Here is a 13,380-nt window from a genome sequence, read left to right on the forward strand (position 1 = left end):
TCATGACTACCAGCAACTTCCCTTCCGAACGCACCGTTGTCCTGACCGGCGCCGCGTCGGCCCGCGGCATCGGCCGCGCCGCCGCTGACCGGATGGCCAGCGAGGGATGGTCAATCGCCATCCTCGACATCAATGCGGAGGACGCCAAGGCCGCCGCCGCGGAGATCGGCTCCAACCGTGCCGTCAAGGCCATTGGCGTTGGAGCCGACGTGTCCGACGAGGCGTCCGTTGACCGGGCCATCACCGAGATCGAAGACGCGCTTCCCCCGATTGTTGCGCTCGCCAACCTCGCCGGAATCAGCTCCCCGACGACGTTCATGGAAACCACCGTGGCGGAGTGGGACAACGTCTTCGCCATCAACATGCGCGGTACCTTCATCGTTTCCCAGCGGGTCCTCAAGGGCATGATCGAGCGCAAGCTCGGGCGGATCGTGAGCATCTCGTCCATCTCCGCCCAGCGCGGCGGCGGAACGTTCTCGAAGGTTGCCTACAGCGCTACCAAAGCCGGAATCCTCGGGTTTACCCGCGCCCTGGCCCGGGAAGTCGGCGAGTTCGGCATCACGGTCAATGCGATTGCCCCCGGTCCGATCGACACCGACATCATGGGTGGAACCCTCACCGATGAGCGCAAAGCGCAGCTGTCCGAGGGCATCATGATGGGCCGCGTGGGCACCCGCGAGGAAGTGGCAGCCTTGATCGCCTTCCTGTTGGGCCAGGACTCGGGCTATATCACCGCCGCCACCTACGACATCAACGGTGGCCTCCAGGTTTCCTGACCGGGAACCGGACCAGGCACGGGCACCCCCTCCGGTTTTCCGGCGGGGGTGCCCTCGTGCCAGTGCAGTGCAGTGCAGTGCCGTGCCGGAGCCTCGGCCGAAGTCTAGGCTGGCACTATGAACCCCTCCGGCGGCCTGGTGCCCAGCCCTCGGACCCTTGAGGTTGAGAGCCTGGACGCGTTCGACCGGCTGGTCGCCGCCGGCGCGGTGGCCATGCACGGCTGGCACGCCCAGTCCCTGGACCTGCGCGGCCGCAAGGCAGCGCTTGAGGCGCTGGACGTGGAAGGTGCCATTTTCCTGGGCTGCACCTTCGACCGGGGCGTTGAAGACGGGCTTCGCCGCCGCGGCGCACTGATCTTCCCCAGGTTGCAGGGTGTGCCGTTCGATCCCTACCGGGCCCGGCTCTATACACCGCAGGAACTGTACGCCGGCCTGGAAAACTCACCGTATGAGGAGCTGCCTGACGCCCTGGTGTACCAGTGGAGCATCCGCCCGGGGCAACGCAACCGGCTGGACGCCACACTGGCCTCGGCGCTGCATGACCACGCCATCGGCGACGCCTTGGACGGGTTCACTCACTCGGACCCCTACGCCGGCCGCACCACCGTGGGCGTGATGGGCGGGCATGCCGCCCTGCGGGGAACCCCGGACTTCGCTCAGGCAGCCGAGCTGGGCAGGCTCCTTGCGCAGAGCGGGCGGATCGTTGCAACCGGCGGCGGCCCGGGTGCCATGGAAGCGGCAAACCTCGGCGCCTATCTGAGCCGCGTTCCGCACGCGGAGTTCACGGCGGCACTCGCCGGCTTTGGAGCCGTCCCCGGCTTCCGCCCCTCGGTGTCCGCGTGGGCACGCGAGGCGGCCGCCGTCGTCGAACGCCATCCCGGCGGAACGCCGTCCCTAGGGATCCCCACCTGGTTCTACGGGCATGAGCCGCCGAACTACTTTGCCACCCACATCGCCAAGTACTTCGCCAACGCCATCCGGGAGGCGATCCTGCTGGAACTGTGCGACGGCGGCATCGTCTTCCTGCCGGGAGCGGCCGGTACCGTGCAGGAAATTTTCCAGGACGCCTGCGAGAACTACTACAGCGCCCGCGAAGCCGTGACGCCGATGGTGTTGGTGGGGCGGCAGCACTGGGAGCACGAGTATCCCGCGTGGCCCATGCTCCGGCGGCTCGCTGCCGGACGGGCCATGGAGGACCGGATCTTCCTGGTGGACAGTGTGGACGAGGCGCTCGCGGTGCTGGGCCGCTAGCTAGGGGCTAGTCACCAATCCCTCCCAGGCCACGGTCCAGCCGGACGGGAACCCCGGGGCGTGCCGGTCCGGTCCGTTGTCCCATCCGGCGGCCATCAGCGCGGTGGCCGCCAGCAGTCCGCCATTGCCGGGCAGATAGACCGGCAGGGAGTCCGTCTGGCGATTGTGTCCATTGGGCAGCACCGTATTCTTCCCCGCGTCCAGCAGCAGTGCGTCGACGGCGGCCTCAGGGTCTTCGAGGCGCGCGGCAGTCATGGCCATCACCGGGTAGTCCCAACCCCACGTGCTGTCCCAATCCCAATCAGCCAGGACGTCCGTAAGCGTTGCCCGCATGATGTCCTTGTCGATCAGGTCTGTCTGCGGCAGGACACCGAGCGCACACAGCATCGAGGGGTGGTCGGTGCGGATGGTGAAGGGTTCAACGTCGATCGCGGCATAGACTCCGTCGATCACGTGCGGCCGGACCAGGCCATCGGCCACCTCCGACCATGCCCCGACGGGTTCCAATCCCAACCGTTCACGCCAAGCGGCCGCGATCCGGAGACCCCACTGCCAGTACGCCAACTCGAACGTAGGATTCGTGACCCTGCTCCGGATGGAACCGTAGCTTTCCTGCGCAGGAATCAGGGGCGGTCCCAGCTCGAATCCGCGTGAGGTGGGATGCGCAAAGCTGGCCATGAATTCGGCGGACTCGAAGACGATCCCGGCGAACTCCTCCAGCACGTCCCGGCTCGGGTTGGCCCGGTACACCAGCTCGGCCAAGTGGATGGGGTGCGGCTGCTGCCAGATCAGGAAGGTCCCGATGGGGCTGGGACTCTCCCTGCCGTCCGGGCCTACTTGCTTTGGCCAGCGGACGCCGTCGAAGCCCTGCGCCTTGGCCGTTTGGCGCGAGGTTTCCAGCACGGTGGAGTACCACCGCAACGACGGCAGCAGGAGCTCCACACGGTTCCAGTGGGCAAAATGTGCAGTGTGCCACCAGTGCATTTCAAGATGGAAGCGTCCACGCCAGGAATTGCACACGAGTCCCGTCTCCTGCGGGGGTAACGATCCGGCGCAGTTGGTGGCCGTCAGGTACTGCGACAGGACTATCCGACGCTCCAACTCCTTCGCGCGTGGATCATCGGTCGCATCGAGCTCGATAGCCCCGCCCGAGGACCAGAACTCCTGCCACCAGGCCTCAGAGACGGCGGCAACCCTGCTGCCTGCAGAGACCCAGGCTGAGGAAAGCCCGACGGCGGTGCTGGCGTCCGCTCCCCAGTTCGGCGTGTTCCCCCCTTGTGCAAGCAAGTTGCTGCCTCGCGGGACGCAGTCGCCGTCTCCGGCGGAGTTGAAGGCAATGGACAAATCGAGAACCACGGGGTTGTCCCGCCCCGCGGTGTTCTCGGGAGCAATCCGGAGGCGGTGCTGTTCGGCCTGTACAACAGTCAGGTTCTGCCCCGTTATCACGACCTTATAGCGGGAGTCGTCCAACTCGCGGTGGGCAGTCCAGCTGGTGGATCCGGCGTACTCTTCGGACGGCGTCGGCTCGCCTAGCGACGTGGTGTGGGCGTCCGGGTTGTTCCAGTCGGCGGCGTCATGCCAGGCCTCCGAGCCATACGGAAAACAGATGCCAACCACCAGGCCTTTCCCGAGTGCGGGCGACTCCACGCGAAGGCCGATTTCGTCCTGGCGGGGGTGGCACGCCGTGGTAACCGTCACCGGGTGGCCCGTAAGCGTGAAGCGGCTGGTCACTGCGCCCGTCCAGAGATCAAGAGTTTGCTCTGTGCCGGACACGTCGGCTTCTGAGATTGCCCGTTCGGTTCCGTTCTCCACCAGGCGGAAGCCAATGCGTCCCAAATCGAGGCGGTGCGGGTTTGCCCGCAGCCACGTTTCGGCCCGGGAGGCGTCGGTTTCGCGGTCGTGGACGATGGTGCCCACCATGTCAACGTATGGAACCGGTCCGCGGGGTGAATCGTAGGCCACCGTGGAACCAGCAAGTTCATATGGGTGGGCTGGAGGTATGGCGTGCCAGCCCCATTGGGCCTGTGTGCCGAGGAGCGTTCCCGGCGGCAGGTTGTCGCGTGCGCCAACAGGGTAGGCCTCAGGCATCGTTTGGAGCCCGGTGAGATCCATGGTGAAGGCGAACTCGCCGTTACCGACGGATACCGGGCTTCGGGGATCAAGGTTCTGCTGCCGGACATTGTGGCGCCGGACGAGTGCTTTCCTGTTGATGCTGCTGCCAGGGGCGGAGTTTTCCGAACGATGGGTGGTGCTTTGGCTGTGCACGATGCACGCCCTCCTGAGGCTGTCGTTGCTTCCAGAAACCGTTTTCCGAAACGATTCAATCCTTGTCCTGTCGCCGGGTTGTGTCAACCCTCGGCTTTTCCGCTGGCAAATCTCCGTCGCCTGTTGAAGCCAGGACCACGGTGTCGTCCATTTCGCGGAGCGGGTAGACGCCGGCCCGTTCGTTGGGGCTGATATTCGGCTGATGGAGAGTCAGGAACAGGCGTCCATCCAACGTTCGGGCGATCATGCCGTGGCCGCCGTCGGTGTTCCATAGGGGTTCGGCTTCCTGGACCCAAGGGCCGAGCACGGTCCCGGACTCGCTGCGCGCGATCCCCATGGCGTACCCGTGGTCGCCGAAGCTGGACCACAGCATGATGAGGTTGCCGCTGCTGAGCCTCGATAGGTAGGGGCCGTCGGTGACATAGGCCGGAAATTCCAAGTCCTTCGCCGAAGGAATATCCAGCGGCCGTGCCCATGCCGCTTCCGAGGCGCTGAACAGGAAAAATGGGGAGCCCACCGCGCTGCGCAGGTCGGAGCTGAGGCGTTGGGCCATCATGGCGCCGTCGTGGACTTGCTTCCATTCATGGCAGAAGACCATCCACGGAGTCCCTTCGGCGTCCACATGAAGCGTGCCGTCCAGGCACTGCCAGTTTTTCGGGGTAGCGGGGCCCACGCTCCACGGCGAGTAGGGCCCCTCCGGCCGGACGGCAGAAAGTATCTGTGTTCCACGGAAACGTCCCGCTGCCGTAAACGTCGCAAACATAAAGAACCGCCCTTGATACTCGTGCACTTCGGGCGCCCAGTATTGCTCGTGGCTCCAGAACTCCGCTTGCGGCCGGAAGGCTGGGAAGGGCCCTTCCCAAAAGACCAGATCTCGGCTTCGGTAGCAATCGAATCCGGTGGCAGGGCCGGACCAGATGTTGTTGTCAGTGCTCCCAAAAAGCAGGTAATCCTGTGATTCCGGAAGTGTTAGGACGAACGGGTCCCGGATCTGGATGTCGCCTAGCCGCAGTTTCATGATGTCCGTTCTGTTGAGTGATGGCAGGTTGCCAAATGGTCGGCGGAGAACTCTTGACGCTGGAACAGCCCTTTGATACGTTTCAGGAAACCGCTTTCTCAGATGAAAGAAGCCTACCCAATGACGCGTACTGCTATCCGAAGCCTCCGTAAAACAATCGCAATAATCTCGGCGGTGAGCTTGCTCGGTGTGGCCGCAGCTTGTTCCAGCTCGTCCGCCGACCAGCCACAGGAAGGCCCCGTTGAGATCCGTTTCTCCTGGTGGGGCAACGCGGGCCGTGCCGAGATGACCAACAAGGCCATTAAGGAATTCGAGGCCGCCAACCCCAACATCAAGGTCAAGCCTGAGTACGGCGACATCGGCGGCTATTTCGACAAACTGGCCACCCAGATGGCCGCGAACGACGCCCCCGACGTCATCACCATGGGCGGCGCCTACCCTGCCGAATACGCCAACCGCGGCGCACTGCTGGATCTGTCCAAGGTCGACGGCCCGCTGGATTTGTCCCAACTGGACCAGGGAGCCTTGGAAAACGGACAGGTTCAGGGTAAGCAGTACGGCTTGTCAACCGGCGCAAATGCCCTTGCGATCGTCGTGAACCCCGCGGTCTTCCAGGCAGCCGGCGTTGCACTTCCTGATGACACCAAGTGGACCTGGGACGACTTCGCCAGTGTTGCGGGTGACGTGACCGCCAAGAGCCCCAAGGGAACCTACGGAACGGCAACAGTCCTCACCCACGATTCCTTGGACGCCTTCGCCCGCCAGCGCGGCGAGTCGCTGTATACCAAGGACGGCCTGCTCGGTCTGGGCAAAGAAACGGTGGAGGACTACTTCGACTTCTCCCTGAAGCTGAGCGAGTCGGCGGCGGCGCCGAGTGCTTCCGAGACTGTGGAGAAGCTCAACGTCAGCACTGAGCAGACGCTCATGGGCATGGGCCAGGCCGGCATGATGCTCACCTGGAGCAACTCCCTATCCGCTCTCAGCAAGGCCTCAGGAGCGGACCTGAAGCTGCTCAGGCTCCCCGGAGAAACCCCCACTCCGGGCATCTGGCTCCAGTCCTCGCAGTTTTACACCATTTCGGCGCGCAGCAAGCACACCGATGCCGCTGCAAAGCTGGTGAACTTCCTCGTCAACAACGAGGCCGCGGCCAAGATCATCCAGAGCGACCGCGGCGTCCCCAGCAACGCAGGAATGCGGACTGCCATCCAGGACACGCTGACGCCGCAAGGCAAGGTGGAATCCGCCTACATCGACCGGATCAGCAAAATGGACTTCGCGCCCACGTTCATCGGTCCCACCGGTTCAACGGCGGTCTCCGAGATCACAGCCCGCATCAACACGGACGTGTTGTTCAAGCGGCTTACGCCGGAGAAGGCAGCCGAGCAGTGGATCGGTGAAAGCAAGGCTGCCATCGGCAAATAGGCAGCAGCCGCGGGCGCCGTGCGGGAGGCAGGGTGCGGTGTCTCTGCTAACCCACCACGGTGCCGAAGGCGAGGCCCAGCACATAGGTTACGGCGGCGGCGCCCAGGCCGATGCCCAGCTGGCGGAGCCCGCGCGTCAGCGGCGACGTCCCGGACAGCAGGCCCACGATTCCGCCGGTGGCCAGCAGCGCCAGCCCCACCAGCACCGCTGCCACCACCAGGGCGGCCAACCCGGTCAGGCCGAACAGGAACGGCAGGATGGGGACCACGGCGCCGGACGCGAAAAAGCAGAAGCTGGACAGCGCCGCCCCCCACGCGGTGCCCACGGCCTCGTGCTGGTCCTCAGTCTCCGGCACCTCGGGCTGGAGCGACAGGCTGGGATCGCAGTCGCAGCTCAGCCGCCCCATGCGTTCGGCCACGCGGTGTGCGGCCGCTTCGTGGGACATTCCGCGCGCCAGGTAGACGAGCATCAGTTCGTTGTGTTCGATGTCCAGTTTCGGGGCGGCCGCGAGGGTGATCTGGGTGGGACGCGTGGCCGCCAGGAGCTCGCGCTGGGACCGCACGGAGACAAACTCGCCCGCGGCCATGGACATGGCACCGGCGAGGAGCCCTGCCACACCGCTGAGCAGCACCACCCCGCTCGCCACTCCGGAAGCGGCCATGCCCACCACGAGTGAGAGGTTGCTGACCAAGCCATCGTTGGCGCCAAAAACGGCGGCACGGAACGTCCCGGCGAGCCGGTTGCGGCCACGGGTTGCCAGGCCTCGGACCACTTCCTCATGGATCTGTTCATCCGCTGCCATGGCATCCGTGGCGTTGGGATCCAAGGCGTAGGGGGAGCGGCCTTCAGCGCGCTGGGCGAGGGCCAGGACGAAAACGGAGCCGAAGTGGCGGGCCAGGAAGCCCAGGAATTGGCTGCGGAGGGACGCCGGCCGGGACTTTTGGGCGTGGTCGCCGAGGAGGTGCAGCCAGTGGGCCTCGTGGCGCCCCTCGGCTTCGGCGAGGGCCAGCAGGATGGCACGTTCTTCGCCGTCGCGGTTTTGGGCGAGATCGCGGTAGACGGCGGCCTCTGCCCGTTCGTCCGCGAGGTACTGGCGCCACCGGCGGATGTCGGCCGGCGTAGGCTGCGGCGCGGATGGATGGGGTTCCGCGGGCCGGGCTTGGCTGGGATTGGGGTGCTGAGACACGCAAGGCTCCTGTGCTGGATGGGCATGGTTCGGCCCCATTGCAACGCCCAGCTTACCGCGGAATTCCGCGGATTTTCGGCTGGCTGCCCTCAGTGCGGAGTTTAGGTTTCCCTCAAAATTCCGCGGTCTGCCGCGTGTGCCCGGACGGGTTGCGCCGGCTCTTGACCGGGCCCACCGGCGGTGCTGTGATGAAGGAGTGGCGTCCGCCTGCGCCCACCGGCGGCGCCCATCAACAAAGCACGTCAGGCGAACAAACGGAGGTCGAATCATGAGCACCACCGGACAGCACCCGGACATGCCGCACCTGGAATCTGTTGAATCGGATCCCGCTTACGACTACGCCGAGGACGTCCCCGTCAGCGTGGACGACTGGGACGCCGAGGACGAATTCCTGGACGCCGAAGAGGTGGTGGTTCCCACGCCCCCGGTGGCAGTCGACGCCGAGGAGCGCGTGGTTCCACTCGATGAGGACGAGTTCCGCGGAACCGAATAGAACGAACGACGGCGGCACTCCGGTTCGCGGGGAAGCGAAGGGGAGTGCCGCCGTCGTACTTAACTCAGTGAAGCTGCGGGCTCAGTGGCCGCCGGTGATCGAGCCTGTTATCTCCGGTGATCGAGCCTGTCGAGATTAGTGGCTCGAGTGGCTGGCGACCGGGTGGGCCTCCATGGGCAGCTCTTCGGTGACCGCTCCTGCGACCCGCTTCTCCCAGGCCTCGCGGACCTCGGGGTCCGTGGGAGGCGTGAGCAGCGAGATCACGATGTACGAAACCAGCGAGGCGCCGAGGCCCCAGTAGATGGGTTCGTTGGCGTAGACGCCGTCAACGCTGGGGATGACCCCTACGGCGTACATGATCAACAGTGCCAGGGTCAGGACCGAGCCAACGGCCATGGACCAGGCGGCTGCGATGCCGGTGCCGCGCTTCCAGACCAGGCCGCCGAGGATGGCCACCAGCAGGCCGCCCACCAGGATGTCGTAGGCGATGGTCAGTGCCACCACGACGTCCTGTGCCGCCATGGAGATCAGCACGGCCACGATGCCCAGGCCCAGGACCCAGTAACGGTTGGCCTTGACGTCGTGCTCGGGGTTTTCGGTGTCGTCGGTGTTGATCGTCTTGCCGAACCAGCTGGCCACGAACGGCACCACGTCGGCGCGGGCCACCGTGGCGGCGGCGATGAGGGCGCCGGAGGCGGTGGACATCATGGCGGCGACTGCGGCGGCCATGACCAGGCCGCCGATGCCGATCGGCAGGATCTGGGTGGCGACCTCGGCGTAGACAACGTCCTTGCCGAGGTTGGCGACGTCGATGTCGGGCAGGGCCACGCGGGCGGCCAGGCCGATCAGGGCGCCGGCGACGCCGTACAGGATGCAGTAGACGCCGGCCGTTGCGCCGCCCCAGCGCGCCACGGTGGGGGTCTTGGCGGTAAAGACGCGCTGCCAGATGTCCTGGCCGATGAGCAGGCCGAGGGTGTAGACCACGAAGTACGTGATGATGGTCTGCATCCCGATGCCATCAAGCTGGAAGAAGCTGGCGTCAACGCGGCTGCGGATGCCGTCGAAGCCGCCGGCGGCGTTGAGCGTGAACGGCAGCATCAGGGCGAAGATGCCCACGGTCTTGATGATGAACTGCACCTGGTCGGCCAGGGTGATGGACCACATGCCGCCGATGGTCGAGTAGACCAGGACGATGGCGCCGCCGACGGCGATGGCGAGCCAGCGCTCCCAGTCGAACAGGACAACGAAGATGGTGGCGTAGGCGCCGGTGGAGGTGGCGCAGAGCATCAGGGTGTAGGCCAGCATCACGATGCCGGAGGTCTGGGTGGCGCGCTGGCCGTAGCGCAGGCTGAGCATCTGGGAGACCGTGTAGATCTTCAGCCGCTGGATGGTGCCGGCGAAGAGCAGGCTCAGGAGGAGCACACCCGCGCCGATGGCGACCACCAGCCACATGCCGGAGATGCCGAACTTGTAGCCCAGGCCGACGCCGCCGACGGTGGAGGCACCTCCCAGGACGACGGCGGCCATGGTGCCGGTGTAGAGCAGGGGGCCGAGGCGGCGGCCGGCAACCAGGAAGTCGCTGTTGTTCTTGGTGCGGGACTTGCCCCACCAGCCGAAGGCCAGCATGGCGATGAGGTACACCACCACGATGGCGATGTTGACGAAGTTAGCGTCCATTTGGGGCTCCTTGGAGCTGATCTGCAGTGTTTCTGGAATCCCGGCGGCGCTGCTGGGGAAGCCGGTATTCCGCTGCTCTTGTGGAATTGGGAGGAAGAGTTCATGAAATATTGCCTCAGGGGCAACACTTGTTGCCTAAAAGAGTATGCTGTGACCGACGCAACAGTCAAGGTCCGGCCGCACTGCCTGGTGTTCGCTGCCGTGGTTGCCGTGTCACGTCTGCTGCTGGCCATTAGGATTGCTCCAGAGATGGGGCCGCACCGCCGGCCACGAAAGGTCTGCACATGAAGGCACTGCCAGTTGAGCCGAGCAACGTTCCCGTTGCCATCGGTTCCCGAATCCGTGCCGCCCGGCAGTCGCAGCGGCTGACCATCGAGCAGGTTGCCGACGCCACCGGCCTGACCAAGGGCTTCCTCAGCCGCGTGGAACGTGACCTTACGTCGCCGTCGGTCGCGTCCCTGGTGACCCTGTGCCAGGTCCTGTCCATCTCCATTGGCGACCTGTTTGTGGCCCCGGAAACCCACCTGACTAAGCGGGACGAAGGCCCACGGATCTCCCTGGGCGGCGAAGGCATCGTGGAGCGGCTGCTGACCGCCCGTTCCGAACGGCGCATCCAGATCATCCAGGCCGTCATCGAGCCGCATGGCCGCGGCGAGGCTGAGCTTTACGCCGTGGACTGCGACGTGGATGTGCTCCATGTGATCAAGGGGCGCATCCGGCTGATCCTGACCAACGAGGAATACGAGCTCAGCACCGGCGACACCGTGACCTTCCCGGGCCGCGAACCGCATACGTGGGTCAATCCCACCGACGAGGCCGTCGAGGTTCTCTGGGTCCTGGTCCCCGCCGCCAGCCGGTAGGTTGCTGATTCCCGCTCGCCAGCGTTGCTGCGCTCCTGCCCGGCGGAGCATCCGCACGCCGTCGTCCTGGTCCGCGTGGGCGAGCCGGACATGCGACTCCATGCCCATCAGGGGTTGGCCGTCCTTGCCCTTGATGGTGAAGTCCGGGGCGGTGAATCCTTGCCGCCGGAGAGCGGCGCGCCTTCGGATTTTGTCCGCCCGATCAGCTGTTCCTGTTCCCGCAGCGACGTTCGGTCCCAGATTTCGATCTGCATCCGGATCCGGCGCGCCACCAGGTAGCTGCCGCCCTGCATCCAGGCTTCCTCCGGGCGGGAGGCTTCCCCGGCCCAGACGTGCTCCGTCAGCAGCTCGGTGTCTTCGGCCTTGAGGTTGTTGGTGCCGTCCGTGAAGCCGAACAGGTTGCGGGGGGTTTGCTGGCTCCGGGAAGTGGACGCGGTACGGCCGAACCCGAGCTGGGACCAGTTGACAGAGCATGACGCGCTGCGGATCCACACTTCCAATCCGGCCCGTAGCGCTTGCGGGCCACTGCCTCTTTGCGTCAGGGGCGGATCAGGAAGGACTCGACTTTTCCGGGATCCCTTTCGATGACGGGTTCCAGGATGGCGTCGATCCTGGTCAGGAGGTCGGCTTCCAGTTTCACTCCGACTGCGGTGGCGTTGTCCACGAGCTGTTCCGGGCGTGAAGCTCCGACGATGGCGGCAGAGACGTTGGCGTTCTGAAGGACCCAGGCCAGCGCGAGGGCCGCCATGGACAGGCCTGCTTCCTCGGCGAGGGGTTTGAGCTGCTGGACGCGGGCAAGAACGTCGTCGCCGAGGTAGCGGTGGTCGGTCTTGAGGGCGCCGTCATCCGTGGTGAACCGCGATGCGGACGGTGCGGGCTGCCCGGGCACGTACTTGCCGGTGAGGACGCCCTGGGCCATGGGTGACCAGCAGATCTGTCCAAGTCCCAGTTCCTCGCTGACGGGGACGATTTCTTCCTCGATGACGCGCCACAGCATGGAGTACTGCGGTTGGTTGGAGATCAGCTGGATGCCCAGTTCCTTGGCCAGCTTGGCTCCCGCCCGGATTTCGTCCACGGTCCATTCGGACACCCCGATGTAGAGGGCCTTGCCCGCACGGACGATGTCCGCGAACGCCTGCATCGTCTCTTCAAGGGGCGTTTCATAGTCATAGCGGTGGGCCTGGTAGAGGTCCACATAGTCGGTCTGCAGGCGTTGCAGGGAGCCGTTGATGGACTCCATCACGTGCTTGCGGGACAGTCCGCGGTCGTTCTTGCCTTCACCGGTGGGGAAGTAAACCTTGGTGAAAATCTCCAAGCCCTCGCGGCGCACCCCCTTGAGTGCTTCCCCGAGGGCCGTCTCCGCTTTGGTTCCTGCATAGGCGTCGGCGGTGTCGAAAGTGGTGATGCCCAAGTCCAGTGCCTGGCGGACGCAGGCCGTGGCGGCTTCCTGGTCGATCTGCTCTCCATGGGTGACCCAGTTGCCGTAGGCGAGTTCGCTGATGTACATGCCGGATGATCCGAGTTTGCGGTATTCCATGTGCAGTTCCTTCGATTGTGGGTTTGCTATCCGACGTGCCTTTGGAGTCTGTTTTTGCTGCGCAGCGGCCGCGGCGGCGCCGTGCTGCCACGGACGACCAGCGTGGCCGTGATGGTCAGCGAGCCGGCCGCAGGGTCGGTAGCGTGGAGGTTGGCGAGCAGGAGCCGTGCGGCCTCGCTGCCCTGCCGCGCGACGGAGTGGTCCATGGTGGTCAGGTCAAGAAGTTCGGCGAGTTCATGGTTGTCGAATCCGATCACTGACACATCATCAGGGATGCTGATTCCCGCATCGCGCAGTGAGCGCAGAGCGCCGAAGGCCATTTCGTCGGAGGCAACAAACACTGCAGTGGGTGGGTTGCCCGCGCACAGGAGTTTGGCCATGGCGGCTGACCCTCCGGATACGGTGTTCTCGTCGAAGACTTCATTGCCGGGATCCGGCTCGAGTCCGGCCTCCGCAAGGGCATCGCGGTAGCCGAGGTGCCGTTGCGCGGGTGGAACACCGCCCAGCGTGCTGCCGACCTGTTCCTGGATTCCGATGAAGCCGATCTGTTCATGTCCCAGGTTCAGCAGGTGACGCACCGCCGACAGGCCGGCAGCCCTGTCCTCCACGCTTACGCCGGCAAGCCCCGGCTGATTGGACCCCAGAACCGCGATCGGCAGTCCCTGCCTGTCCAGCGCCGCCAGTTCTTGCGGACTGGGCTGCAGGGCGAGGATGAGGACACCATCAGCGCGGCCGGCCAGCCCGGGCCCGGCGAAGAAACGATCCCGGGAGCCCGGGTCAGCCAGTTCGTAGAGAAGCACGTCATACCCTGCCTCGCGGAGCACGTTGCCTGCAGAGCTCAGGACCTGGCCAAAGAACCATTTTGACAGGCTGGGGGTCAGAATCGCCACCGTTC

The 13,380-nt window shown here is 65.4% G+C and carries 11 protein-coding genes and 1 pseudogene; 5 read left to right on the top strand and 7 right to left on the bottom strand.

The annotated features are described in order from the left end of the window. Positions 1-2 precede the first annotated feature (2 nt). Together V6M49_RS08305 and V6M49_RS08310 are read left to right on the top strand one after the other, a co-directional pair. Entirely contained in the window at positions 3-776 is a 774-nt protein-coding gene (locus V6M49_RS08305) for an SDR family NAD(P)-dependent oxidoreductase (protein ID WP_058929921.1), read from the top strand. 117 nt (positions 777-893) lie between these two features. Next, a complete protein-coding gene (locus tag V6M49_RS08310; protein WP_332760827.1) occupies positions 894-2,027 on the top strand; it encodes an LOG family protein in 1,134 nt (377 codons plus the stop codon). Here the strand turns inward: V6M49_RS08310 and V6M49_RS08315 are convergent, their stop codons facing one another. Together V6M49_RS08315 and V6M49_RS08320 are read right to left on the bottom strand one after the other, a co-directional pair. Continuing rightward, on the bottom strand, positions 2,028-4,292 hold the full coding sequence (locus V6M49_RS08315) for a hypothetical protein (RefSeq protein WP_332760828.1): 2,265 nt from the start codon (positions 4,290-4,292) through the stop codon (positions 2,028-2,030). A gap of 55 nt (positions 4,293-4,347) precedes the next feature. After that, positions 4,348-5,310: a glycoside hydrolase family 43 protein gene (locus tag V6M49_RS08320; RefSeq protein WP_332760829.1), complete on the bottom strand. Its 963-nt coding sequence runs from the start codon at positions 5,308-5,310 to the stop codon at positions 4,348-4,350. A gap of 120 nt (positions 5,311-5,430) precedes the next feature. Here V6M49_RS08320 and V6M49_RS08325 point away from each other — a divergent pair, with 120 nt between their 5' ends. Continuing rightward, positions 5,431-6,732, top strand: coding sequence for an ABC transporter substrate-binding protein (locus V6M49_RS08325; protein ID WP_332760830.1), 1,302 nt, complete (start codon positions 5,431-5,433; stop codon positions 6,730-6,732). 46 nt (positions 6,733-6,778) lie between these two features. Here V6M49_RS08325 and V6M49_RS08330 read toward each other — a convergent pair whose 3' ends face one another. Then, positions 6,779-7,918 (bottom strand): VIT1/CCC1 transporter family protein, encoded by a 1,140-nt coding sequence (locus tag V6M49_RS08330; RefSeq protein WP_141139610.1) that lies wholly within the window; start codon positions 7,916-7,918, stop codon positions 6,779-6,781. 268 nt (positions 7,919-8,186) lie between these two features. On the opposite strand from V6M49_RS08330, the gene V6M49_RS08335 reads away from it, so the two are divergent. Further along, positions 8,187-8,411: a hypothetical protein gene (locus V6M49_RS08335; protein WP_141139611.1), complete on the top strand. Its 225-nt coding sequence runs from the start codon at positions 8,187-8,189 to the stop codon at positions 8,409-8,411. A 135-nt stretch (positions 8,412-8,546) separates the two neighbouring features. Here V6M49_RS08335 and V6M49_RS08340 read toward each other — a convergent pair whose 3' ends face one another. After that, positions 8,547-10,088, bottom strand: a complete 1,542-nt coding sequence (locus tag V6M49_RS08340; RefSeq protein WP_104062782.1) for a sodium:solute symporter — start codon at positions 10,086-10,088, stop codon at positions 8,547-8,549. Between the two features lie 284 nt (positions 10,089-10,372). Here V6M49_RS08340 and V6M49_RS08345 point away from each other — a divergent pair, with 284 nt between their 5' ends. Further along, positions 10,373-10,948, top strand: a complete 576-nt coding sequence (locus tag V6M49_RS08345) for a helix-turn-helix domain-containing protein (protein WP_058929916.1) — start codon at positions 10,373-10,375, stop codon at positions 10,946-10,948. On the opposite strand, the pseudogene V6M49_RS08350 reads toward V6M49_RS08345, so the two are convergent. The 3 genes and pseudogenes from V6M49_RS08350 to V6M49_RS08360 form a co-directional block, all read right to left on the bottom strand. Continuing rightward, positions 10,937-11,415: pseudogene (locus tag V6M49_RS08350) on the bottom strand (Dyp-type peroxidase); the annotation flags it as partial. The gene V6M49_RS08345 and the pseudogene V6M49_RS08350 overlap by 12 nt on opposite strands. Before the next feature lie 71 nt (positions 11,416-11,486). Next, the gene (locus V6M49_RS08355) at positions 11,487-12,485 is read right to left on the bottom strand and encodes an aldo/keto reductase family protein (protein WP_332760831.1); all 999 of its coding nucleotides are present in this window, start codon (positions 12,483-12,485) and stop codon (positions 11,487-11,489) included. A 26-nt stretch (positions 12,486-12,511) separates the two neighbouring features. After that, entirely contained in the window at positions 12,512-13,375 is an 864-nt protein-coding gene (locus V6M49_RS08360; RefSeq protein ID WP_332760832.1) for a LacI family DNA-binding transcriptional regulator, read from the bottom strand. Positions 13,376-13,380: the final 5 nt, after the last annotated feature.

The sequence above is a fragment of the Pseudarthrobacter sp. genome, from assembly GCF_036675385.1.
Classification (GTDB): Bacteria; Actinomycetota; Actinomycetes; order Actinomycetales; family Micrococcaceae; genus Arthrobacter.